The organism is Streptomyces sp. B93 (genome assembly GCF_018070565.1).
GTDB lineage: Bacteria > Actinomycetota > Actinomycetes > Streptomycetales > Streptomycetaceae > Streptomyces.
Window position 1 is genome coordinate 160805 of the sequence record NZ_JAGPXL010000001.1, and the last position, 23326, is coordinate 184130.

22 protein-coding genes and 1 pseudogene are annotated in these 23326 nt (G+C 72.1%); 9 read left to right on the top strand and 14 right to left on the bottom strand.

The window, feature by feature from the left end; genetic code table 11:
• Positions 1-47: 47 nt before the first annotated feature.
• From KBY47_RS00745 to KBY47_RS00755, 3 genes are all read right to left on the bottom strand, one after another.
• Positions 48-626 (bottom strand): TerD family protein, encoded by a 579-nt coding sequence (locus KBY47_RS00745; protein WP_210918850.1) that lies wholly within the window; start codon positions 624-626, stop codon positions 48-50.
• Positions 627-823: 197 nt separating this feature from the next.
• Complete coding sequence (gene uvrB, locus KBY47_RS00750; RefSeq protein ID WP_210918851.1) at positions 824-2971, bottom strand: excinuclease ABC subunit UvrB; 2148 nt, start codon at positions 2969-2971, stop codon at positions 824-826.
• 40 nt (positions 2972-3011) lie between these two features.
• Positions 3012-3890: an MHYT domain-containing protein gene (locus KBY47_RS00755; protein ID WP_210918852.1), complete on the bottom strand. Its 879-nt coding sequence runs from the start codon at positions 3888-3890 to the stop codon at positions 3012-3014.
• A gap of 288 nt (positions 3891-4178) precedes the next feature.
• Here KBY47_RS00755 and KBY47_RS00760 point away from each other — a divergent pair, with 288 nt between their 5' ends.
• Complete coding sequence (locus KBY47_RS00760; protein ID WP_210918853.1) at positions 4179-4745, top strand: methylated-DNA--[protein]-cysteine S-methyltransferase; 567 nt, start codon at positions 4179-4181, stop codon at positions 4743-4745.
• Positions 4746-4765: 20 nt separating this feature from the next.
• On the opposite strand, the gene KBY47_RS00765 is transcribed toward KBY47_RS00760, so the two are convergent.
• On the bottom strand, positions 4766-5194 hold the full coding sequence (locus KBY47_RS00765; RefSeq protein WP_210918854.1) for a VOC family protein: 429 nt from the start codon (positions 5192-5194) through the stop codon (positions 4766-4768).
• 99 nt (positions 5195-5293) lie between these two features.
• Here KBY47_RS00765 and KBY47_RS00770 point away from each other — a divergent pair, with 99 nt between their 5' ends.
• On the top strand, positions 5294-6202 hold the full coding sequence (locus tag KBY47_RS00770; protein ID WP_308404994.1) for a pseudouridine-5'-phosphate glycosidase: 909 nt from the start codon (positions 5294-5296) through the stop codon (positions 6200-6202).
• Positions 6199-7179 carry a PfkB family carbohydrate kinase gene (locus tag KBY47_RS00775; protein WP_308404995.1) on the top strand — a complete coding sequence of 327 codons (981 nt, stop codon included), beginning with the start codon at positions 6199-6201 and terminating at the stop codon, positions 7177-7179. Before KBY47_RS00770 ends, KBY47_RS00775 begins: the two co-directional genes overlap by 4 nt.
• A 23-nt stretch (positions 7180-7202) precedes the next feature.
• Here KBY47_RS00775 and KBY47_RS00780 read toward each other — a convergent pair whose 3' ends face one another.
• The gene (locus KBY47_RS00780) at positions 7203-7994 is read right to left on the bottom strand and encodes a methyltransferase domain-containing protein (protein ID WP_210918856.1); all 792 of its coding nucleotides are present in this window, start codon (positions 7992-7994) and stop codon (positions 7203-7205) included.
• 204 nt (positions 7995-8198) lie between these two features.
• On the opposite strand from KBY47_RS00780, the gene KBY47_RS00785 reads away from it, so the two are divergent.
• The gene (locus tag KBY47_RS00785) at positions 8199-9326 is read left to right on the top strand and encodes a magnesium and cobalt transport protein CorA (RefSeq protein WP_210918857.1); all 1128 of its coding nucleotides are present in this window, start codon (positions 8199-8201) and stop codon (positions 9324-9326) included.
• A 10-nt stretch (positions 9327-9336) separates the two neighbouring features.
• Here the strand turns inward: KBY47_RS00785 and KBY47_RS00790 are convergent, their stop codons facing one another.
• Positions 9337-9765, bottom strand: a complete 429-nt coding sequence (locus tag KBY47_RS00790; RefSeq protein ID WP_210918858.1) for a CBS domain-containing protein — start codon at positions 9763-9765, stop codon at positions 9337-9339.
• A 107-nt stretch (positions 9766-9872) separates the two neighbouring features.
• Positions 9873-10505: a uridine kinase gene (locus KBY47_RS00795; RefSeq protein WP_210918859.1), complete on the bottom strand. Its 633-nt coding sequence runs from the start codon at positions 10503-10505 to the stop codon at positions 9873-9875.
• A gap of 75 nt (positions 10506-10580) precedes the next feature.
• Between KBY47_RS00795 and KBY47_RS00800 the strand changes: the two genes are divergently transcribed.
• Both KBY47_RS00800 and KBY47_RS00805 read left to right on the top strand, forming a co-directional pair.
• A complete protein-coding gene (locus tag KBY47_RS00800; RefSeq protein WP_210918860.1) occupies positions 10581-11060 on the top strand; it encodes a DUF1772 domain-containing protein in 480 nt (159 codons plus the stop codon).
• A gap of 186 nt (positions 11061-11246) precedes the next feature.
• Entirely contained in the window at positions 11247-12734 is a 1488-nt protein-coding gene (locus tag KBY47_RS00805; RefSeq protein ID WP_210918861.1) for a glutamate synthase subunit beta, read from the top strand.
• A gap of 176 nt (positions 12735-12910) precedes the next feature.
• Here the strand turns inward: KBY47_RS00805 and KBY47_RS00810 are convergent, their stop codons facing one another.
• The 3 genes from KBY47_RS00810 to KBY47_RS00820 all read right to left on the bottom strand — a co-directional run bounded on the left by KBY47_RS00810 (position 12911) and on the right by KBY47_RS00820 (position 14924).
• Positions 12911-13714 carry an SAM-dependent methyltransferase gene (locus KBY47_RS00810; RefSeq protein ID WP_210918862.1) on the bottom strand — a complete coding sequence of 268 codons (804 nt, stop codon included), beginning with the start codon at positions 13712-13714 and terminating at the stop codon, positions 12911-12913.
• 94 nt (positions 13715-13808) lie between these two features.
• Positions 13809-14063, bottom strand: coding sequence for a DUF397 domain-containing protein (locus KBY47_RS00815; protein WP_210918863.1), 255 nt, complete (start codon positions 14061-14063; stop codon positions 13809-13811).
• Positions 14064-14924, bottom strand: coding sequence for a helix-turn-helix transcriptional regulator (locus KBY47_RS00820; protein ID WP_210918864.1), 861 nt, complete (start codon positions 14922-14924; stop codon positions 14064-14066).
• Positions 14925-15190: 266 nt separating this feature from the next.
• Here KBY47_RS00820 and KBY47_RS00825 point away from each other — a divergent pair.
• The 3 genes and pseudogenes from KBY47_RS00825 to KBY47_RS00840 all read left to right on the top strand — a co-directional run.
• A pseudogene (locus KBY47_RS00825) lies at positions 15191-15670 on the top strand (ATP-binding protein); the annotation flags it as partial.
• A gap of 572 nt (positions 15671-16242) precedes the next feature.
• Positions 16243-16677, top strand: coding sequence for a hypothetical protein (locus KBY47_RS00835; protein WP_210918865.1), 435 nt, complete (start codon positions 16243-16245; stop codon positions 16675-16677).
• 158 nt (positions 16678-16835) lie between these two features.
• Positions 16836-18857 (top strand): ABC transporter ATP-binding protein, encoded by a 2022-nt coding sequence (locus KBY47_RS00840; RefSeq protein ID WP_374103046.1) that lies wholly within the window; start codon positions 16836-16838, stop codon positions 18855-18857.
• An 8-nt stretch (positions 18858-18865) separates the two neighbouring features.
• Here KBY47_RS00840 and KBY47_RS00845 read toward each other — a convergent pair whose 3' ends face one another.
• The 4 genes from KBY47_RS00845 to KBY47_RS00860 all read right to left on the bottom strand — a co-directional run bounded on the left by KBY47_RS00845 (position 18866) and on the right by KBY47_RS00860 (position 23261).
• On the bottom strand, positions 18866-19039 hold the full coding sequence (locus KBY47_RS00845) for a hypothetical protein (protein ID WP_210918867.1): 174 nt from the start codon (positions 19037-19039) through the stop codon (positions 18866-18868).
• Between the two features lie 170 nt (positions 19040-19209).
• The gene (locus KBY47_RS00850; RefSeq protein ID WP_210918868.1) at positions 19210-19899 is read right to left on the bottom strand and encodes a DUF899 domain-containing protein; all 690 of its coding nucleotides are present in this window, start codon (positions 19897-19899) and stop codon (positions 19210-19212) included.
• A gap of 117 nt (positions 19900-20016) precedes the next feature.
• Positions 20017-21378, bottom strand: coding sequence for an amidohydrolase (locus tag KBY47_RS00855; protein ID WP_210918869.1), 1362 nt, complete (start codon positions 21376-21378; stop codon positions 20017-20019).
• Positions 21375-23261 carry an FUSC family protein gene (locus tag KBY47_RS00860; RefSeq protein WP_247694010.1) on the bottom strand — a complete coding sequence of 629 codons (1887 nt, stop codon included), beginning with the start codon at positions 23259-23261 and terminating at the stop codon, positions 21375-21377. Before KBY47_RS00860 ends, KBY47_RS00855 begins: the two co-directional genes overlap by 4 nt.
• Positions 23262-23326 lie beyond the last annotated feature (65 nt).

The window sequence follows — 23326 nt, forward strand, 5'->3', positions numbered from 1 at the left end:
GTCGCTGTGTCGCTCGTCGCTGTCGGGTAACGCCTCGCCCTGCCGGGTCAGAGGACCGGCAGGATCGCCGGCATCAGGTCCTGGAACGTGCGACCGTTGGCGGGGGTGCCGATGGCGGTCATCGTCCATCCGGAGCCGCTGCGGTGCACCTTGGCCATGATCTGGGCGGTGTAGGCGCCGCCACCAGCGAGGGTGTAGCGGGCCAGCTCCTGGCCGTTGGTCTCGTCGACCAGGCGGCAGAAGGCGTTCTGCACCTCCTGGAAGGTCTGGCCCGTGAAGGAGTTCACGGTGAAGACGATCTGGTCGATGTGGACCGGGATGCGCTGGAGGTCGACGAGGATCGCCTCGTCGTCGCCGCCCTGGCCCACGCCGCCGACGAGGTTGTCACCGGTGTGCCGGACGGAGCCGTCGTCGCTCACCAGGTGGCGGAAGAAGACGACGTCGACCGGCTGCTTGTCCGCGAACAGGACGGCGGAGGCGTCGAGGTCGATCTCCCGGGTGCGCGAGCCGAACAGGCCGCGCCGGGGAGCCGCCTGCCAGCCGAGACCCATGCGCACCGCGGTCAGGCTGCCGCCGTCGTTCTTCTGAAGACTGATGGCCTGACCCTTGGTCATGTTGACGGTCACGCGCTGATTCCCCTCTCGAACGTCCCCTGTTGACCGCGAAATCGCGGATGCGGAGAACACTACGCAGGGGCACTGACAGTGACGTACCCCGGTTCGGACTTTGTGTCGGTCTTGCAACACTGCGCGTTCCCGGCAGGTCCCGGGGGTGCGTTCGGGGAGCACCGGCCACAGAGGTGACCGGTGCCCGCCCGGGCCCGTCAGGCCAGGCCCGCCTCCCGCATCTGGCGCAGTTCCTTCTTCATCTCGGAGACCTCGTCGCGCAGCCGGGCCGCGATCTCGAACTGGAGGTCGGCGGCGGCGGCCCGCATCCGCTCGGTCAGCTGCTCGATCTGCTCGGCGAGTTCGGCGGCGGGCCGGTCGGTGGGCACCGCCTCCTTGGTCCTGCCCTTGGCTCCCTTGGCTCCCTTCGCGCCCTTGGCCGCCTTGTCGCCCAGCGAGGGCACCGGGGCCTTGGTGCCACCGCCGTCCTTCTTGGCGCGGTACCCGGTGCCGAGCAGCTGCGCGGTGTCGACGTCCTCGCGCGCGATCTGGGCGACGATGTCGTTGATCTTCTTGCGCAGCGGCTGCGGGTCGATGCCGTTGGCCGTGTTGTACGCGATCTGCTTCTCCCGGCGGCGGTTGGTCTCGTCGATGGCCTTCTCCATCGCCGGGGTGATCTTGTCGGCGTACATATGGACCTGGCCGGAGACATTGCGCGCGGCACGGCCGATGGTCTGGATCAGGGAGGTGCCCGAGCGCAGGAAGCCCTCCTTGTCGGCGTCGAGGATGGCCACCAGGGAGACCTCGGGCAGGTCGAGGCCCTCGCGCAGGAGGTTGATGCCGACCAGGACGTCGAACTCGCCGGACCGCAGCTCGCGCAGCAGCTCCACCCGGCGCAGGGTGTCGACGTCGCTGTGCAGGTAGCGCACCTGGATGCCCAGCTCCAGGAAGTAGTCGGTGAGGTCCTCGGCCATCTTCTTGGTGAGCGTGGTGACCAGGACGCGCTCGTCCTTCTCGGTGCGCTGACGGATCTCGTGCACCAGGTCGTCGATCTGGCCCTCGGTCGGCTTGACGACGACCTCCGGGTCGACCAGGCCGGTGGGGCGGATGATCTGCTCGACGACGCCGTCCGAACGGGACAGCTCGTACGCGCCCGGGGTGGCCGACAGGTAGACGGTCTGCCCGATGCGTTCCTGGAACTCCTCCCACTTCAGCGGGCGGTTGTCCAGGGCTGAGGGCAGCCGGAAACCGTGGTCGACCAGGGTGCGCTTGCGGGAGGCGTCGCCCTCGTACATGGCGCCGATCTGCGGGACGGTGACGTGCGACTCGTCGATGACGAGGAGGAAGTCGTCGGGGAAGTAGTCGAGCAGGGTGTTGGGCGGGGAGCCGGGCGAGCGGCCGTCGAAGTGCATCGAGTAGTTCTCGACGCCGGAGCAGGTGCCGATCTGGCGGAGCATCTCGATGTCGTACGTGGTGCGCATCCGCAGGCGCTGGGCCTCCAGCAGCTTGCCCTGCTTCTCGAGCTCGGCGAGGCGCTCGGCCAGCTCCTTCTCGATGTCGTTGACGGCCCGCTCCATGCGCTCGGGACCGGCGACGTAGTGGGAGGCCGGGAAGACGTACAGCTGCTGGTCGTCGCTGACGATCTCGCCGGTGAGCGGGTGGAGGGTGGAGAGCGCCTCGATCTCGTCGCCGAACATCTCGATACGGACGGCCAGCTCCTCGTAGACCGGGAAGATCTCGATGGTGTCGCCCCGGACGCGGAAGGTGCCGCGGGTGAAGGCCATGTCGTTGCGCGTGTACTGGATGTCCACGAAACGGCGCAGCAGCTCGTCCCGGTCGATCTCGTCGCCGACGCGCAGGGGGACCATGCGGTCCACGTACTCCTGGGGGGTGCCGAGGCCGTAGATGCAGGAGACCGAGGCGACCACGATGACGTCGCGGCGGGTGAGGAGCGAGTTCGTCGCGGAGTGCCGCAGCCGCTCGACCTCCTCGTTGATCGAGGAGTCCTTCTCGATGTAGGTGTCCGACTGCGGGACGTAGGCCTCGGGCTGGTAGTAGTCGTAGTACGAGACGAAGTACTCGACGGCGTTGTTCGGCAGCAGCTCGCGGAACTCGTTCGCCAGCTGGGCGGCCAGGGTCTTGTTCGGCGCCATCACCAGGGTGGGGCGCTGGAGCTTCTCGATCATCCACGCGGTGGTGGCGGACTTGCCGGTGCCGGTCGCGCCGAGCAGGACGACGTCCTTCTCGCCGCCTTCGATGCGCCGGGCGAGATCGGCGATGGCCGTCGGCTGGTCGCCGTTCGGCTGGTAGGGGCTGACGACCTCGAAGGGCGCCACCGTGCGTTCGATGTGGGAAACGGGCCGCATGCCATCCACCGTACGACCCACCACTGACAACGGGCTCGGATCAGCGGTTCTGCGGGGTGCGCGAGCCCCGGTACCCGACCTGGCGGCGCGGACGGAGCGGGCGCAGGGGGCGGCGGCGCGCGGAGTGCGCGACCACGGCGTGCGCCGGGACGCCCGGCTTGTCCTCGATGGGGGGCCAGACGGGCTTCCCCATGACCATCAGCGGGTCGAACATCATGACGACGCCCGCCAGGCAGAGGAAGGCCAGCGGGCCGATCAGCATGGGTGCCAGCAGGGCCGCGGCCGAGTCGCCGGGGGTGGCGGCCGCGGAGGTGTCGTGGAGGTGCACGCTGAGGGCGGCCATGCCCGTGTAGTGCATCCCGGAGACGGCCAGTCCCATGACGAGGCTGGCGCCCACGCTCCACAGGAACCCCTTGACCTGCCCGGCCGCCCACAGGGCGGTGGTCGCCGCGGCCATGGCTATCACGACGGACAGGGCGACGGTGAGGGTGTTGTACTCGAAGGTCCCTTCGAAGCGCATGCCCGCCATGCCCAGGTAGTGCATGGTGGCGATGCCCAGGCCGGTGATGGTGCCCCCGGTGAACAGGGCCGCCCCGCGCGCGCCCTTGTAGCCGACGATGAAGATCCCGACGCCCACCATGAGGATGGCGACGCCGAGGCTGGCGAACGTCATCGGTTTGTCGTAGCGGATGGGCGCCTCGTCGATGGTGAAGCCCATCATCGCGACGAAGTGCATGGTCCAGATCCCGGAGCCGATCGCCGCCGAGCCGAGGGCGAGCCAGCCGGGGCGCCAGGAGTGGGTGACCAGCATGGATCTGGTGGTGCAGCGCAGCCCCAGGGCACCCCCGAGGCAGGCCATGAGAAAGCCCACCAGCGGGGTGACGAGGCCGTAGCTGAATCCGTCGACCGTGCCTTGCATGCGCGGCTGCCCTTCCGCCCTCTCGCGTCCCGAGATCTGTCGATGTCCGCCCCCTCCCAGGACCGCCCGCGCGGTCATGGTTGAGGCGAAGAGTATGACCCCGATCGGGGCGGTCGAACGATTTTCCGGCAAAGAAACACGGCCTTGCCCCACTTGTGCCGCTGAGGTGACCGCCGGCGTGGCCCACCGTCCCCCATGTGGCTTTCCGGTCGGTTTCCCGGCCCCTCGGCGGCACCGGAGCCGGCGACTCGGCGGGCGATGTCAGTGGCGGGTCGTACGGTGAGGCGCATGGACAAGGATGGGCAGTACGAGCGGCAGGACGAGCAGCAGGTCGTGTGGACCGTCGTCGACACCGGCATCGGTCCCCTGCTGCTGGCCGCGACCGGGCAGGGCCTGGTCAACGTCGTGTTCCACGCCACGGACGCCGTGCGCGAGCGGGCCCTCGCCCGGCTCGCCTCCCGGCTGGGCACCGAGCCCGTCGAGGACCCCTCCGCCGCCCTGCTGACGGAGGCGATACGCCAGGTCGAGGCGTATTTCGCCGGTGCCCGCAAGGACTTCGAGCTGCCCCTGGACTGGTCGCTGATCTCCGGCTTCAACCGGCAGGTGCTGCGCGCGCTGGCCGCCTCGGTGCCGTACGGCGCGGTCGTCGGGTACGGCGATCTGGCCGACCGGGTCGGTCAGCCCGGCGCGGCACAGGCGGTCGGGGCGGCGATGGGCGCCAACCCGCTGCCCGTCGTCGTGCCCTGCCACCGGGTCGTGGAGAGCGACGGCGGCATCGGCGGCTTCGGCGGCGGCCTGGAGACCAAGCGGACCCTGCTCGCCCTGGAGGGTGTGCTGCCGCAGCCGCTCTTCTGAGACCGGCAGCGGCTCGTGCGCTACGTGTAGTGGCGGATCTCGAAGACGTTGCCGTCCGGGTCGCGGAAGTAGAAGCTGCGCCGGGCCGTGCCGCGGGCGCCCAGGAGGTCGGGGACGATCCCGGAGACGGGGACGGCGTGCTCCTCCAGGCGGGCGCGGAGGGTGTGGAAGTCCTGCTCGGGCAGGGCCAGGCAGACATGGTTCACGGGGTGCCCGGCGCTCTGTGCGGCTCCGGGCAGCATGTTCATGTGCTCCGCCATGGTCAGGGGCGCGAGGTCGAAGATCGTCTCCTCGTTGAGGCGCACCGAGGGGAAGGACACCTCTCCCGCGGCGAACTCGGTCACTCCCAGCGGCTCCAGGCCGACCGCCTTCTCGTAGAAGTGCGCGGCGGCGACCGGGTCGCGCACCCAGAGGACGACATGGTCGAGACGTGTCGTGTTGTCCGTCATGCACCCAAGGCTGGTGGGGTCCGTCACGGACGGCAAGGGTTTGACCGGGCGCGCCGCCCGCCAGGGATGAGGGGAGACCGACAGACGGGAGGCACGCGCGTGTCGCTGGTGGTGTCCGAGGAAGTGCGGGAGGCGGTCGACGCGGGTCGGCCCGTGGTGGCGCTGGAGTCCACGATCATCGCGCACGGGCTGCCCCGCCCGCGCAACCTCCAGGTGGCCCTGGAGCTGGAGGATGCGGTACGGCGCGAGGGTGCCGTACCGGCGACGATCGCCGTCCTGGACGGGCAGCCGCGGGTGGGACTGGACAAGGAACAGCTGGAGCGGATCGCGAACGAGGACGGCATCCGCAAGCTGGGCCACCGTGATCTGTCGCTGGCCGTCGCGGGCGGGGCGAGCGGCGCGACGACGGTGTCCGCCACGGCCCTGCTGGCGTCGCTGGCCGGGGTGCGGGTGTTCGCCACGGGCGGTCTGGGCGGTGTGCACCGGGAGTGGACGGTGACGCAGGACGAGTCCGCCGACCTGGGGCTGCTCGCGCGGACCCGGATCACGGTGGTGTGCGCGGGCGTGAAGTCGATCCTGGACGTACCGGCGACCTTGCAGCGACTGGAGACGCTGGGCGTCTCGGTGGCCGGATACGGCACGGACCGCTTCCCCGGCTTCTATCTGTCCGACTCGGGGCATCCGGTGGACTGGACGCTGCGAACGCCGGGGGAGGTCGCGGACGTCATGCGCGCGCAGGACACGCTCGGCGGGCCCGAGTCGGCGCTGATCGTGGCCAACCCGGTCCCCCAGGCGGAGCAACTGGATCCCGAGTTGCACGCGCGCGTGCTCGACGAGGCGCTGCGGGCCTGCGAGGGGGAGGGGATCACCGGCCAGGCGGTCACACCGTTCCTGCTCGACCACCTCGTGCGGCACACGGACGGCGCCTCGCTGAGCGCCAATCTGGCGGCGGTGCGGGGCAACGTACGGCTGGCGGGGAGGATCGCGGCGGCCTGGGCCGGGGTGTGAGCGGGGCGGGCGGCGAGGCCGTGGGGGCGGGTGGTTCGGGCGCGGGCGCGCTGCTGGTCGTGGGGGACGTCGTCACCGACGTCGTGGCCCGTCACCGCGGCCCGCTGGCGTCCGGCACCGACACGGCGGCATCGGTGCGGACGCTGCCGGGCGGGGCGGGTGCCAACGTGGCCTGCTGGGCGGCGCACAGTGGCTGCGCGGACGTCCGGCTGCTGGGCCGGGTCGGGGCCGACGCGGCGGCGTGGCACGAACGGGAGCTGACCGCTTCCGGCGTGCGGGCCCGGCTCGTCGTCGACCCCACGGCGCCGACCGGCACGGTGATCTGCCTGGTGGACACGGGCGCCGCGGCCGAGCGGACGTTCCTCACGGACAGCGGGGCATCGCTGCGGCTGGATCCAGGCGACTGGTCGGAGGCGCTGCTGGACGGGGTCGCGCGCCTGCATCTGTCGGGCTATCTGCTGTTCTCCGAGCCGAGCCGGGCGCTGCTGACGTCGGCCCTGGCGTCGGCACGCGCGCGTGGGGTGCCGGTAAGCCTGGACCCCGCGTCGGCGGGGTTCCTCAGCGAGCTGGGCGTAGACCGCTTTTTGGACCTGGTCGCCGGTGTGGAGGTGCTGCTGCCCAGCCGTGACGAGGCCTGCCTGCTCACGGGGCTGCCCGACGCGGCGGACGCGGCGGCCAAACTGAGCCGCCACGTGCCACTGGTGGTCGTCAAGCTGGGGGCGCGGGGCGCACTGGTCGCCAGGTCCGGCGCGGTGTGCGCCCGGGTGCCCGCCGTACGGGCGACGCCTCGGGACACCACCGGCGCGGGCGACGCCTTCACGGGCGGCTTCCTCGCCGCACTGCTCGCCGGGGCCGCGCCGGAGGCGGCCTCCGTTGAGGGGTGCCGCGCGGGCGCCCTGGCCGTGGAGCGGGTGGGTGGGCGGCCGGGCGGAAGACCGCCGGGAGATGCTCAGCAGCGGATGCGACAGGGGATCTGACTGCCTTTCGAACTGCCGGGCACCTACGCCCTGCGCCCCCACGCCGAGATCATCGGTGCGGTGGCCAGGTCCATGGAGCCGGAGGCGAGGTTCTCCAGGTGGCGGTCGATGTCCTGGCCGCTGCCGAAGCCCGCGGCGACGAGTTCGTCCCGGAACTGACGGATCGTCGCGGACTCCAGCGCGGCGCAGGCGGGCGAGGCGACCGGGAAGTAGGCGTCGGCACCCACCCGGCGCAGTCCGGCCGCACGGAGCTGGCGCGGGAGTTTGCGCCCGTGGGAGAGGTCCTCGCCCCGGCCGATGAGCAGCCGCAGAAGACCTTTGCGGAGCCGGTTCGCCAGTTGTTGTTCGGGGCCGTGCTCGTCGGGGCAGGCCAGGTGTTGCAGGGCGGGGTCGGTGTCCTCGACCAGGAGCCGTCCGCCGGGGCGCAGCGCCTCGGCCATGGACCGCAACGCCCTTTCGCGGTCGGGCACTCGGGCCAGCGCGAGCCGGGCGTGCACCAGGTCGAAGCCCTCTCCCGGCGGTCGCTCCACGCCCACCTCGTGGACGCGCACCTCCACCGGCGGTCGGGCCACCGAGGCGATCCACGAGATGTCCGTGGCGGTCGCGACGACCTTGCCGGTCGGGCCGACCTTCTTGGCCAGCCAGGACACGACGGAGGTACCGCGGGCGCCGACCTCCCAGCACCGCCAGCCGGGCCCGACCCCGAGGGTTTCGAGGTGCCGGAAGGTCGTGGGGTCGAAGAGGGCGGCGAGGGCGTCGGAGCGCGCTGCCGCCTCGGGCCGGTTGTCGAGGAGATGACCATCGGTTCGCATCATGCCGAGATCATCCCAGTTGTCCGGCTTGTCGGGTGGGGGCGACGCTCCGGTACGACGAGATGTCCGGCGAAGTCCCGTTGTCCACAGGCGGGAACCAAGCGGAACGGAGCGTTTCCACAGGCTTCCCCGCGGGACTCGCACGGCTGGCAAACTGGCGCGGCAGGGCGTGGAAACGCGTCACGGGGGAGCAGCGAGGAGAACCGGATGTCCATGGCAGGGAATCTGCGGAAGGTCAGGCGTCTCGGCACGGTCGGCGGCCTGCGCAAGGTGGCCGGACTGACCCGGCGACGGCGCCGCGTCGACCTCAGCCATCCCGCACGCTCCCCGCTGGGCTCCTCGGTGGTCAACTGCGTGGCGTACGAGGACGGGGTGCGGGTCCCCGTCGAGGGCGAACTGGCCGACGCGGTGGAAAGGGTGCGCAAGAGCGGCGACGGCTTCGTCTGGCTCGGGCTGCACGAACCGACGAACGACGAGTTCGCGGGTATCGCCGAACTGTTCGATCTGCACCCGCTGGCGGTCGAGGACACCATCGAAGCCCACCAGCGCCCTAAGCTCGAGCGGTACGGCGAGACGCTCTTCGCGGTGTTCAAGACGGTCTGCTACGTAGAGCACGAGGAACTCACCGCGACCAGCGAGGTGGTGGACACCGGCGAGATCATGGTGTTCCTGGGCCATGACTTCGCCATCACCGTCCGGCACGGACGGCACGGCTCGCTCGGACCGGTGCGCGAGGAACTGGAGTCGCACCCGCTCCAGCTGGCCAAGGGCCCGTCAGCCGTGCTGCACGGCATCGCGGACTACGTCGTCGACGAGTATCTCAGTGTCGTCGACGCCGTGCAGGCGGACATGGACCTGGTGGAGACGGACGTCTTCGCGGAGCACGGCGCACGGGTCGACCCCGGCCGGATCTACCAGCTCAAACGCGAACTGCTCGAGCTGAAGCGGGCCGTGGTCCCCCTCGGCCGTCCCCTCCTGGAACTCGCCGATCGGCCGATACGGGTGGTGGACCCGGAGATACAGGCCTACTTCCGCGATGTCGCCGACCATCAGCTCAGAGCGGCCGAGCAGATCGCCGCCTTCGACGAACTGCTCAACTCGATCCTCCAGGCGCACCTGGCCCAGGTCACGGTGGCGCAGAACGAGGACATGCGGAAGATCACGGCCTGGGCCGCGATCGTCGCCGTGCCCACCATGGTCTGCGGCGTCTACGGCATGAACTTCGAGCACATGCCGGAGCTGAGCTGGCGGTACGGCTACCCGCTGGTCCTCGGCGTCATATCCGCGGCCTGCCTGGTGCTGTACCGCGGCTTCAGACGCAACGGCTGGCTCTGAGCGGAAGGCGTCAGCGGGCGCCGCTCTCGGCGTAGACGCGTCCGGCGAAGGAGGCGACCTGGTCCCCCGTCAGATGGCGGGCGATGTCGGCCTCGCTGATCATGCCGACGAGACGCTTGTTCTCGATGACGGGGAGCCGACGGATCTGGTGGGTCTGCATCTCGCGCAGCACCTCGCCGACGTCGGCGCTCGCCTCGATCCAGCGGGGGGTGCCCTGGGCCATGTCGCCCGCGGTGACCTTGGCCGGGTCGTGCCCCATCGCCACACAGCCGACCACGATGTCGCGGTCGGTGAGGATGCCGCAGAGTCGCTCGTTCTCGTCGCTGATGGGCAGGGCCCCGACACCCAGCTCACGCATCAGCTGAGCCGCGCGGTCGAGGGTCTCGTGGACGGGGATCCACTGGGCGCCCCGGTGCATGATGTCTCCGGCTGTGGTCATGGAGTACCTCCCGGTGCCGGACGGCCGGCGCGGCACGGAGGGCACCGCTAGTCCCGGCGCCCTTCATTCTCGCCGCGCCTCCGGGTGGCCGCACCTGGAGCGTCCGGTCAGCCGCGCCACGCCGGGTGGCGCGGATCGTCGGCCCGCACGAGAACGTCGGCCGTGGCGGCGGGGTCGGTCTCCTGCTCGTAGCGTTCGAAGGCGGGGAGGGTCCAGTGGTCGGTCTCGGGGGTGCGGCGGCGCAGGGCTCCCCGGGAGAGGAGGAGATGAACGGACAGGTCGAAGGGGAACCAGTGGCGCAGCAACAGGGGGCCGTGGAGGAGGAGCAGACCGCCCGGCGGGAGCTGAACATAAGGGCTGCGGGTGGCACGGTCGGTGACCGGGTCCCGCAGGTCGGGCAGGATCTGCCCATTGCCGCCGGGTTCGAGGGGGCCGAACACCTCGCGCCACAGCGCGCCGGTGTCGAACCAGCCGTCGTAGTAGGAGTCCACGTCCTGGCGGCCGTGTTCGAGACGGAGCGAGGCGGGGCGCAGAAAGCCCTCGGTGCTCACGACGAGCGAGGGACGGCCGCGTATCCGCAGCGCCTCGTGGACCCGCTCGGCGAGGTCACCCGGGCGCGCCGCCGGGGCGCCGTCGAAGGCGACACGGGTCCAGGGGCTGCCGTCCTCCGGCTTCAGGTCGAGCAGCCGCTCGGCGAGCCCTTCGCCGAGCCGTTCCCACGTGATCGCTTCGAGTCGCACACGGCCATCATGCCTGTGGTGGCGGGAGAACAGCCGGGCGCGAGCCCGGACGCACGCTGACGGAGGGGAAACGACATGATCGACGGGCCGTTCCTGGTGCTGACGGTGCTGGGTGTGGTGGGGAACGGCCTGGTGGCCGGGGTGTTCTGTGCCTTCTCGACGTTCGTGATGCGAGGGCTCGCGGCGCTGCCGCCCGCGCAGGGCGTCGCGGCGATGAAGGCGATCAACGTGGCGGCGGTGCGTCCGGCGTTCATGGCGGTGTTCCTGGGGACGGCGTTGCTGTCCGCGGTGATCGCGGTGGTGACGCTGGTGGTGTGGCCGGACGAGGGAGCGGTGGCGCTGCTGGTGGGGAGCGGGCTCCAGCTCGTGGGGTCCTTCGGGGTCACGGTCGGCGCCAACGTGCCCCGCAACGACCGGCTGCTCCGGCTGGAGGCGGGTACGGCGGAGGCGGACGCGTACTGGCCCATATATGTGCGCCAGTGGACGCTGTGGAACCACGTCCGGACGGTCGCCTCGGCCCTCGCGGCGGTCGCCTGCGTGCTGGCGCTCATCTGAACCCGGCCCACCGGCAGGCGTCGGCGGCACCAGGCCCCGCACCTCGCAGAAAGCGCTGTCCGGCCCTCTGCGCACCAGGCGGAAGAGACGTATCGTGGCCGAAAGCGTGCCGCCCGACGACGCACGGCCGACGGTCCGCGTGCGCGGCGACAGGGGCGTACGCCCGGAAGACGTAGGGAGACGGCCATGGCCGATCCCAAGGGTTTCATGACCACGCCTCGGCAGGACTGGCCCCGGCGGCCCGTCCAGGAGCGGGTCCGGGACTGGGACGAGGTGTACGTCCCCGGCGCCCTGCTGCCGATCGTCAGCAAGCAGGCCGACCGCTGCATGGACTGCGGGGTCCCGTTCTGCCACGAGGCGTGTCCGCTGGGCAATCTGATCCCCGAGTGGAACGACCTGGTCTCCCGGGAGGACTGGTGGCGGGCGAGCGACCGTCTGCACGCCACGAACAACTTTCCGGAGTTCACCGGGCGGCTGTGCCCCGCGCCGTGCGAGGCGGGGTGTGTGCTCGCCATCAACCAGCCCGCGGTCACCATCAAGAACGTCGAGTGCGCGATCGCCGACCGGGCCTGGGAGGAGGGGTTCACTGAGGCGCGGCCACCGGACCGGCTGTCCGGGCGGACGGTGGCGGTGATCGGGTCGGGTCCCACCGGGCTCGCCGCCGCGCAACAGCTCACCCGGGCCGGGCACACGGTCGCCGTGTACGAGCGGGACGACCGGCTCGGCGGGCTGATGCGGTACGGCATCCCCGAGTTCAAGATGGAGAAGCACTATCTGGAGCGGCGCCTGGAACAGATGCGGGCGGAGGGGACCAAGTTCCGTACGTCCACGGCGGTCGGCCGGGACGTCGGGGCGGCGGAGCTGCGGGCGCGGTACGACGCCGTCGTGATCGCCACGGGGGCGACGGCGTGGCGTGAACTGGACGTGCCGGGGCGCGAGTTGACCGGAGTCCGGCAGGCGATGGAGTACCTGCCGCTGGCCAACCGGGTGTGTGAGGGCGATCTGCGGACCTCCCCGCTGTCGGCCGCGGGGAAGCACGTGGTCATCGTCGGCGGCGGCGACACCGGCGCGGACTGTCTGGGCACGGCCGTACGGGAGGGTGCCGCGTCCGTCACCCAGCTGGACATCTACGCCCAGCCGGGCACGGAGCGCGACGAGGACACCGAGCCCTGGCCGACGTACCCCCGGATCTACCGGCTGTCGGCCGCCCACGAGGAGGCCCGCGCGCTGGGCACCGCACCGGCGGCGGACGCGGACGCGCGGCTGTTCGCGGCGTCGACGTTGCGGCTCACCGGTGACGCGGACGGTCATGTGCGGTCACTGCACCTGGTGGAGGTCGACGCACAGCGCCGCCCGCTGCCCGGCACCGGCCGGGCGCTCCCCGCCGACCTCGTCCTGCTCGCGCTGGGCTTCTCCGGCCCGGACCGGACGGACGGGCTGATCGACCAGCTGGGGCTGGAGCTGGACCCGCGCGGGACGATAGCCCGGGACGCGTCCTTCGCCACCAATGTGCCCGGGGTGTTCGCCGCGGGGGACGCCGCGCGCGGGCAGTCGCTCATCGTGTGGGCGATCGCCGAGGGGCGGGCGGTGGCGGCGGCCGTCGACCGCCATCTGACGGGCAGCTCCCGGCTTCCGGCGCCGATCGGACCGTACGACCGTCCCATGGCCGTATGACGGACGGCCCCGCCCTGCGCAGGCAGAGGCACCGGCTACCGGCACCGGCACAAGCCCTAGGCACAGCGCCAAGGGCCCACGCCCAGGACCGGAAACAGACCGAGGCCCAGGCCCGGAACCGACCGAGGCCCAAGCCCCGAAACGGACCCGGGCCCAGGCTCAGCACCCCGCTCCGGTCAGGGCTTGCGCCCCACCGCGCCGTACCCGGGGATCACCCCGTCGTCCTGCCCCGGGACCGGCTCGCCCAGTTCCGGGTGCCAGTCGGGGACCACGACGACGCCGGGGTCGACGAGTTCGAGGCCGTCGAAGAAGTGGGCGAACTCGGTGCGGGAGCGCAGGGCGAGGGTGATGCCCGCCGCCTTGAGCTTCTCCGTCGCCGCCGCCGACTCCTCCGGCGTGAAGTCGCCGGTGGCGTGGGTCATCATCAGGTAGCTGCCGGAGGGCAGTTCGGCCAGCAGCCGGTTCACCAGCTCGTGCGCGCCGTCCGCGTCGGAGACGAAGTGCAGCAGCGCGATGAGGGAGAGGGCCACCGGTCGGTCCAGGTCGAGGACCTTCTTCGCCCCGTCGATGATGGCAGCCGGGTCCCGCACGTCGGCCTGGAGGTACTCGGTCATCCCCTGCGGCGTGCTGCGCAGCAGCGCCGCGGCGTGGGCCAGCACGATGGGGTCGTTGTCGCAGTAGACCACGCGTGCGTCGGGGGCGACCTGCTGGGCGACCTGGTGCAGGTTCGGCTCGGTCGGGATGCCCGTGCCGATGTCCAGGAACTGCCGGACGCCCTGCCCGGCCAGCCAGCGGGTGGCGCGGTGCATGAACGCCCGGTTGACCCGCGCCATCACCGGCACGCGCGGGTCCAGCGCCAGCATCTGACGCCCCATCTCCTCGTCGACGGGGTAGTTGTCCTTGCCGCCGAGGTACCAGTCGTACATCCGTGCGGGGTGCGGTTTGCTGGTGTCGATCTCGATGTGGTGCTGCCCGGTCATGACGCACTCCATAAGGGTCTCAAGCAGTTAATGATCAACTCAGTGCCAACGTACGGGAATCGCGGTTCTTCTGAACAACAAGCAGGGGTGCGGTTCAGGACAGCAGGAAGTCCGCCTCCCCCGCCTTGGCGCCTTCTATGAAGGCCGTCATCTCGTCCGTCGTGTAGATCAGCGCCGGACCGTCCGGATCGGTGGACTGCCGGACGGCGATCCGGCCGTCGGCGAGCTTCATGGCCTCCAGGCAGTTCCCGCCGTTGCCGCCGCTCCACGGCTTGTGCCAGCCTTCGCTGCCCAGCTCACGCGCGGGCATGCCGTTGTAGACGCGAATGCGCGGCTTGATGCGATCCATTCACAGCTCCTTGCGGAGATCCTTGAGGATCTCGGTCGTGCGATGTGCCGTAGCGGCCTGCGCCGCCATGCGGTCCATGACCTCGAGGTAGGTCGCCACCTCCGAGCGCGCGTCCAGGTAGACGGCGCCGGTCAGGTACTCGCTGTAGACCATGTCCGGGAGTTCCGGCATGGCGAATCGGAACAGCACGAAGGGCCCGTACGTGCCGGGGTGCGGTCCCGTGGCGAACGGGATGACCTGCAACGTCACATTGGGCAGCTTCGTGATGTCGAGCAGCTTGTCGATCTGGGCGCGCATCACCTCCGGGCCGCCGACCTGGCGGCGCAGCACGGTCTCGTCCATCACGACCCACATCCGGGGGGCGTCCTCCCGGGTGAGGAGCGCCTGGCGCTGCATGCGCAGCGCGACGTGCCCGTCGATGTCCTCGGGACTCGCCTGACCGACGGCGCCCGAGGTCAAGACGCCACGGGCGTAGTCCTCGGTCTGGAGGAGTCCGGGCACGAAGTGGGGTTCGTAGCTGCGGATCAGGGCGGCGGCGCCCTCCAGGCTGACGTACATGGAGAACCAGCCGGGAAGGATGTCGTGGAAGCGCTGCCACCAACCGGGTTTGTTGGCCTCCTCGGCCAGATGGACGAAGGCCTCGGCCTCGTCGTCGGGAACGCCGTAGGCCTTCAGGAGCAGTTGGAGGTACGGGATCTTGAGCGCGACCTCGGCCATCTCCATGCGGCGGACCGTGGCGGGGGCGACCCGCAGCACGCGGGCGGCCTCCTCACGTTTGAGGCCCGCGCGTTCTCGCAGGTCCAGCAGGCGTCGGCCGAGGACGACCTGGCCGACCGTCGGCGCGGACCGTGGCTCACTCACGCTCCACCTCCAGCAGGGAATCGCGCACAGCCCGACGGCGCCATTCGAAGACCCTTTCGAAGAACTGACCTGACACATGCCCTCAAATTGCGCGCCGATCCGCAGGAAAACGGACCGATCGGACACCTTCGGCCAGACCTTCGGCGGTCCCAAGTGGCGCCGTTCGACGTGCTGTTGCGAGCAGTGTGCCATGGGCTTCCACTACGTCACACAGCACTCTGCAATTTTCAGAGTGACACTTGCCAAGTGTTCACGACGGGGAGATAGTGGCAAGCGTGATTCCGTCCGCGCCCTTAGGAACAGACGCCGCCATGGGCTCATCCGGCCTTGGCGCCACCACGGGAGCCGGCCCCGCCGGGGCCCCTTCCGAGCGCCGGTTCCGCTTCGAACTGGCCGCCCATCCGGGCTCTCCCGCCCAGGCGAGACGCCTGACGCGTGCCCGGCTGACCGGCTGGTCGGTGTGCGAGGACACCTGCGACACGGCGGCGCTGGTCGTCTCCGAGCTGGTCACCAACGCGATCGTGCACACCGCGAGCGCGACGGTGGTGTGCGAGCTGCACGACAGCGACGACCTGGTGCGGATAGCCGTGCGTGACGAGGGATGCGCGCCGGGCGAGCCCCACCCGTCTCCGAGTCGGCCCGAGGAGGAGCACGGGAGGGGATTGCTCCTCGTCGACGCCCTCTGCCGGGCCTGGGGCGCCCTGGAACACGGCCCCGGCCTGCTGGTCTGGGCGGAGCTGACACGCGGGACGGCCACTCAGGACGACGGCCTGACCGTGCCCGAGGACGACTCGGTCCCCGGCCAGGGCTCCGTACCTGGGCAGGGCGCGACTCCGGGGTACAGCTCGGCCTCGGGGCACGGCCCGACTCCGGGCCACAGCTCGGTTCCGGGGCACGGCACGGCCCCCGGCCACGGCTCGGCCCCGGCGCACGGTCCGACTCCGGCCCACAGCTCGGTTCCGGCGCACAGCTCGGTTCCGGGGCACGCCACGGCCCCCGCCCACGGCTCGGCCCCGGCGCACAGCACGATCCCCGGCCACGGCACGCCCCCGGATCACGCCCCCCGCCCGACCCCACCACCCCCCGGCAACGCCCTCTCCCCCCGGGACGACCTCGGCTGGGGCGCGCGTCCGAAGCCGGGTGAGTCCGGTGGCTCGGGCGACGAGGACGAGGGGAACCCCGCCGCCTGTCAGCGGACCGGGCCCCAGTCCCCCGCCCGCCAGTGGACCGGGGCCCAGCCGATCACCCACCACCCGACCAGGCAGCCGCTGCTCCCGGGCATACCCCCGCACCGCCAGCGCCCGGAAGGGCACCGCCCATGACGGCTGCCCCCGGCGGCGGCGCGGTGCTCAGCCTGGACACGCTGGTCCGCCTCGGTCGCGCCTCGCGCGTCCCGGCGAGGGATCCGCAGCTCCGGTTGTCCCTGCCCGACGGAATGACGGCCCCCCTGGGCTGCGACGCGGTGGCCGCGCCCGCACACCTGGGCCCCCTGATCACGCCCCGGCTGCCACGCGTCGGGTGCGTCTACGCCGACCAGTCACGCTGGTGGTGGCTCGTACCGTCCGACTCCGACTACGCCATGGACTGGCCCGCCCCCGCGCAGTACGCGACCGGCGCCCTCGTCCCTGAGGTCACGCGTCTCATCCACCGACCGGACGGCACGGTTCCGTACACCCCGCCGATCCCGCTCTACCTGGCCCTGTGCCAGGCCATGGGCACCACACCCACCTGGTCCCGCCCGATCACCGCCTAGCCGCACACCGCGCCCGCGCATCCGACGGCGTACCCCCGCCCGGCTGGCGTACGCCCGCGCGCCCGCCTCCCCCCGTCGCGCGCCCTGCCCGGCGCCCGGTCCACGCCGCGATAGTGGCCGTTCACCCACGGCCGGTGCGGATGCGAGGGAGGTCCCCGGTGGCAGGAAAGGCACGGGCAGACGGCACACAGGGGGGCCGTCCGGACGAGCCCGGGGCGTCCGACGCCGACCACCCCGGCGTCTCCGATTCGGAACGTCTCCTCTTCGGCGGCCCCCTCCGCTACGACACCGGCTGGAACCAGCACTCGGACGCCTTCCTGGAGCTGAACTTCCGGGCGATGATCATCCGCCTCCCCGCCCTCCTCTCCGCCAGCTTCCGCCTCGCCCGCCAGGCCGACCGGCGGGCCACCCGGGCGGTCATCGCCGCCGAGACCGGCCGGGGCGCGGCCCAGGCGGTCAGTCTCCTCGCGGTGAACAGCGTGCTGGGCCGACTGCTCGCGGGCGGCCCGATCGAGGACCGGCTGCGCGACGCGGCCCCCGCCCTGACCACGGTCGCCGCCGTGGCGCTGCTCTCGGCGCTGCTGCGCGCCGCGTCGACGTACGCCACCGGACGGCTGGAGCCGAAGGTGGAGCGGGTGGCGACCGAGCAGTACCTTCAGCGCGCGGCGTCGGTGGAGCTGACGGCGATCGAGGACCACGCCTTCCACAAGCTGCTGGACACCGCGCAGTACGGCGCCGCCTCGGCCCGCCGCATGATCTCGTACGCCACGCACGTGGTGAACGCGATGATCTCGCTGGTCGCGGCGGCGAGCGTGCTGACCGTGCTGCATCCGGCGCTGCTGCCGCTGCTGGTGACGATGACGCTGCCGAGCGCGTGGAGCGCGCTGACCATAGCTCGGCGCCGGTACGAGTCGTTCCACGCGTGGGTGCAGCACGAGCGCGCGGGACGGCTGCTCGCCTCGCTGCTGATCGAGCCGGAGGCGGCGCCGGAGATCCGGGTGCACGGGGTGGGCCCGTTCCTGCTGCGGCACTTCAGGTCGATGTCGGAGACGGCGGAGGCGGAGCAGGCCCGGCTGGCCCGGCTGGCGGCCCGCACCGGTCTCATCGCCGCGCTGTGGACGGGCCTGGCGACGGTGGCGACGTACGCGACGCTGGGCGGCCTGCTGCTGACCGGCTCGATGGCACTGTCCGTCGCCGGTACGGCGGTGATCGCGATCCGTACCGGCTCCGCGAACCTGGACACCCTGGTCGTCGAGGTGAACGCGCTGCACGAGGAGGCCCTGTTCGTCGGCGACCTCCAGCGGCTGCACAGCGAGGCGGAGACCCGGCTGATCCCGGTCGGCGGGACGGCCCTGCCCGCGGCCCCGCGCGAGATCCGTTTCGAGGACGTCAGCTTCACCTACCCGGGTGAGCACCCGGACTCCGGGGGCAAGCCGCGCCGCCCCGCCCTCGACGGTGTCACCCTCACCATCCCCCTGGGCAAGATCGTCGCGCTGGTCGGCGAGAACGGCTCGGGCAAGACGACCCTGGTCAAGCTACTGGCGGGGCTGTACACCCCGGACAAGGGCCGTGTGCTGTGGGACGACGTCGACACGGCGACCGCGGACCGGCACCGGCTGGCCGAGCGGATCGCGATGGTGGCACAGGACTTCAAGCGCTGGCCGTTCACCGCGCGGGTCAATGTCGCCGTGGGCCGCTCCTCGGCGCCGCTCACCGAGGACCGGCTGGCCGAGGCGGTGCGGGAGGCGGGCGCGCGGGGCGTGGTGGCGGACCTGCCGCGCGGCCTGGACACCCTGCTGGCCCGCCACTTCAGCGGTGGGCACTCCCTGTCGGGTGGGCAGTGGCAGCGGCTCGGGATCGCCCGGGCGGCCTACCGCGGGGGCCGCGTCCTGATCGTGGACGAGCCGACGGCGGCCCTGGACGCCCGTGCCGAGCTGGAGGTCTTCGAGCGGATCCGGTCCCTGGCGGGGACCGGCCAGACGGTCGTACTGATCACGCACCGGCTGGCGTCCGTACGCCACGCCGACCTGGTGCACGTGCTGGACCGGGGGCGGCTGGTGGAATCCGGGACTCCGGACGAACTGCTGGCGAGCGGCGGGGTCTACGCCGAGCTGTACGCGCTCCAGGCGGAGCAGTTCACCGCGGTCGCCGAGCGGCTGCCGACCTCGGAGTCCAGCTGAGCCGCGCGTCAGTCGGCGGCGTCACCGCCGCGCACGATCACCAGGAACGTGTCCGTGGCGAGGTCCATGACGACCTCGGCGGGCAGCCCTTCCAGCCGCCGCGCGTGCGCGAACTCCTCCGCGGGCCATGATCCTCTCGGCCCGCCCGCGGGAAAGCGTTCGAGCACTGTTCGCCCGTTCACCACCCTGCACCTCCGGAAAACGTCGTACTCACAGGAGTTCCTGTAGGAGTTAACGCCGTCCGGCTGGGAATCGCCTCGCGAAGTGACGCGACTGAGACGTAGTTGACACGTGTTCAACACGGAGTGTGAGGTTCCGGCGACGGTGCGCCCAGGGATCACCACACTCCGCGTCACTCCTCGTACTCATCGTGATAACGGATGCGCTCACTGCCCGCGGGCGCCCCGAACGCCGACGCGCGCCCCTCGGGTTCCTCCCACTCCTCCTGCCGCCCCAGGGCGGTCAGGTCGAGGAAGCTGGTGGTGGAGCCGAGCCCGTCCAGGCCGCGTCCGTACGTCGAGTAGGTGTGGAACACCCGGTCGAAGTCCCGCAGGAAGCAGCTGATCCCCGGCCGCTCGGCCGGCTCGCCGTCCTGCTCCAGGGTCACCCCGAAGTCACGGTCGAAGTCGTTGCCGTACGACGAGTACCAGGGCACCGTCCAGCCCATCCGCGCCTTGAACGGCAGGATCCTCCTGTACGGCGCCCTGGACACCGCCGCGAACGACGTTCCCCGCGCGTGCAGATGGCCCAGATGGCCGACCTGGTCCAGGAACGCGGAACAGCAGCGGCAGCCCGCGTCCCGCTCCGGCGCGAACACGAAGTGGTGGACGACGAGTTGCTGCCGCCCCTCGAAGAGGTCGAGCAGGGTGGCCTTGCCGTCGCCGCCCTCGAAGACGTACTCCTCCTCGATCTCCACCATCGGCAGCCGCCGCCGTTCGGCGTTGAGCGCGTCCCGCGCGCGGGTGGCCGCCTTCTCCTTGACCAGCAGTTCCTCGCGCGCCCGGCGCCACTCGGCACGCGAGACGATGTCCGGCAGCGACATGTATCCTCCTGTGTGACGAACCCGTCGCGTCTGGTGACCGCGGGGCGCGGCGGAACTCATCGCTGTCGCGCGAAGATTTTTCCGGGCCGGGTCGGACTCCCCCATGGCCGGACTTCCTCAGTTGTCGTATTCCTGGATGCGCCGCCCATGGCTCCGGTCGAGGAGCGCGGGCAGCCGCTCGCCCAGTTCCGCCACGATCGACGGCACGTCGAGGGTGCGCAGTTCCCGGTCGTGCATCAGGATCCGCCCGTCGACGATCGTGGTGCGTACGTCGGAGGCGCGGGCGCTGTGCACCAGCGTCGCGGCGAGGTCGTGCACGGGCTGGGTGTGCGGGCCGGTGAGGTCGACGAGGACGAGGTCGGCGCGGCGGCCCGGCGCGATCCGGCCGACGGTGTCGCCGAGGCCGACCGCGCGGGCGCTCTGCACGGTGGCGTGGTGGAGCGCCTGCCGTGCGGTCAGCCAGCGCGGGTCCCCCTCGGCCGACTTCTGCACCAGGGAGGTGAGCGCCATCGACTCCCACAGGTCGAGGGAGTTGTTGGAGGCCGCGCCGTCCGTGGCGAGACCGACGGGCACCCCGATGGCGGCCAGCGCCCGCACGGGTGTCGTAGCGGGCCAGCCGAACTTCAGATAGCCGCGCGGCGCGCTCGCCACCGCGACCCGTCCGCTCGCCCGCTCCAGCACGGGCAGGTCCCGCTCGACGATGCCGGTGCCGTGGGCGATGAGCGTGTCGGTGTCGAGCAGGCCGGTGTCCGCCAGCACCTCGATGGGGGTGCGGCCGTGGCGGGCGAGGCTGGCCTCGGTCTGGTCACGGTTCTCGGCGGCGTGGAGGTGCACCGGCAGCCCGTGCTCATGGGCGAGGGCGGCGGTGGCGGCGAGATCGGCGTCGTCCACCGTGTAGGGGGCGTGCGGGGCGAGCGTGGTGGTGATCCGCCCGTCGGCCGCGCCCCGCGCGCGCAGCGCGAAATCCAGTGACCGTTCGCGCCCTTCGGGCCCCTGCGAGGAGAAGAACGCCTCGCCCAGATGGGCCCGCATCCCGCACTCGGCGACGACGGCCGCGACCGCGTCCATGGCGAAGTAGTGGTCGGCGAAGCAGGTCACGCCGCCACGGATCATCTCCGCGCAGGCCAGCCGCGCGCCCAACTCGACGTCCCTGGGGGTCAGATTGGACTCGATCGGCCAGACGACGTCGTTGAACCACTCCTCGGTCGGCAGATCCTCCGCGACGCCGCGCAGCGCGACCATCGGGGCGTGGGTATGGCAGTTGACCAGCCCCGGCATGGCGACCTGCCCCCGCGCGTCGATCCGCTCCACGGCGGCCAGCCCGTCCGCGTCGGCGGCACCGACGACCGCCTCCACCGCCCCGTCCCGCACGACGATCGCGGCGTCCTCCCGGAACCCGGTCGTCTCGGGGTCGTCGGGGTCGTCGTGGAGGAGGACGGCGCATCCGCTGATGACGAGGTCGGCGCGAGAAGACGTCATGCGCTCAACGTACGACGGTCAGGGCCCCGCGGGTCGACGGTTTCCGGCATGTCCGCCAGCCCGGCCAACTCGTCCAGCAGCCCGGCGAGTCGCTCGGTGTGGCGGGGCGTGAGCCGTCCGGTGTCGTCGAGGTGCACGGCGCAGGCGGTGGTGGTGTCGACGAGCCGTTCGAGGAGCGCCGCCACCTTGTCCGCGCCCTCGGTGTGCCGTGCGAGGGCGGGCAGTTCGGCGGCGGCGACGGCGACGGCGGTGCGCGCCTCGGCGAGGGCACGGTAGGCCTCGCGGCGCAGCACCCAGCGGCGCGCCCGGTCCTCGGGGTGCTCCCTGACGTGCGCGAGGTAGGCGTACGCGGCGCCGCCCGCCGCCGCGAGCCGGGCGCGCACCGTCCCGCCCCGCTTCCCCGGCATCGGCAGATGCCCCACGATCAGCACGATCGCGCAGGCCAGCAGCGTCTCCGCGATCCGGCTGACGGACGCCTGCGGCTCCCCGCCGACCATGACCAGCGCGAGGACGAGGACGGTCACCACGGCGGTCTGGGCGGCGAAGTGCCGGGTGGCGACCGGTATCAGCGCCCCGCTGACCGCCACGAGGGCGACGAGCCCGGCCGGGTCCGGCAGCACCGCGGCGAGGACGGCGAACAGCAGCGCCCCGAGCACGGTCCCGGCGGCCCGGCACAGCACCCGCGAGGCCAGCGGCCCGAGGTCGGGCTTGACGAGGAACACGGCGGTCGCGGGCAGCCAGTACCAGTGGGTGTGCTGCCCGTACCAGTGGGCGTGGTACAGCGCCAGCGCGACAGCGGCGCTGGCCCCGTAACTGAGGGCGACCCGGAGCCCGTACTCGCGCCCCGCGCCCCCGACCACGATCCGCGCCACCTCCCGCGCGCTCCTGCGCCGGGTGTGCAGATCGCCGCCGTCCGCCTGGTCGAACGCCTCGGCGGCGTGCAGCAGCGCGTCGTCGAGGGCGCGCAGCGCGGGCACCGACCGGCAGGGTGCGGGCAGCGGCCCGGTGTGCGTGCTGCCGCGCACGGCCGCCGCCAGCCGCCGCGGCCCCTCGGCGGCCCGCGCGGACACCCTCTCCCCCGCCCAGGCCAGCGCGGTCGCGGCCTCGGCGAGCGGCAACGCGGCGGCGTACTGCGCGTGCAGCCGCCGCTCGGCCGCCGAACTGGCGTACCGCCGCAGCCGGGGCCCCGCGAGGACGTCCTGCGCCTGGTCGAGCGCCGCGGTCAGCGCGGCCCGCCGCCCACGCGCCCGCTCGGTTCCTACGGCGTCCAGCAGCGCGGCGACGGCGTCGTACACGTCGGCGACGGCGGCCCGCTCCCCGTCGAACCGATAGTCACCGGCCCCCGCCCCGAACGAACCCGGCGTCGGCAGCACCACCCGCAACGCCAGCAGCCACCCGGCCCCGGCGAGGAACGCCACCGCCCGCGCCCACCCCGGCTCCGGCAACGGCATCCCCGCCCCGACCGCCGACGCGACCAGCAACTGCGTCCCGGCCGCCGACGCCACGGGCCCCACGGCACTCACCCCACCGGCCAGCAACCCGAGCCCGGCGAACACCGCCACCAGCCCGAGGGCCCCGAGATGCGCCCCGGCGGCAGTCCCCGCCGCCATCCCCACGGCACCGGCGACCGCGGGCCCTCCGATCCGCCGTACCGACACCCGGCGCCCGCCGGGCCGGTCATTGATCCCGGCCAGCATCGCGGCGATCGCCGCCACGACCCCGGCCGAGGCCCGCCCGGCCACCACGGCCACCGCCAGCAACGGCCCGGCGGCCAACACGCCCCGCAGCACCGCGCTCCACGGCACGGGCCCCCGCTGGGCACGGAGCGCATGGGCGAGCCAGAGAGGCAGCGGAGGCAGTACGGACTTCACACGGCGCGGCAACAAGACTCCTGTCGTCGAGGCGGGACGCCTTCGGACGACGGTGGCCGGGCTGGGGATCGTGGGAA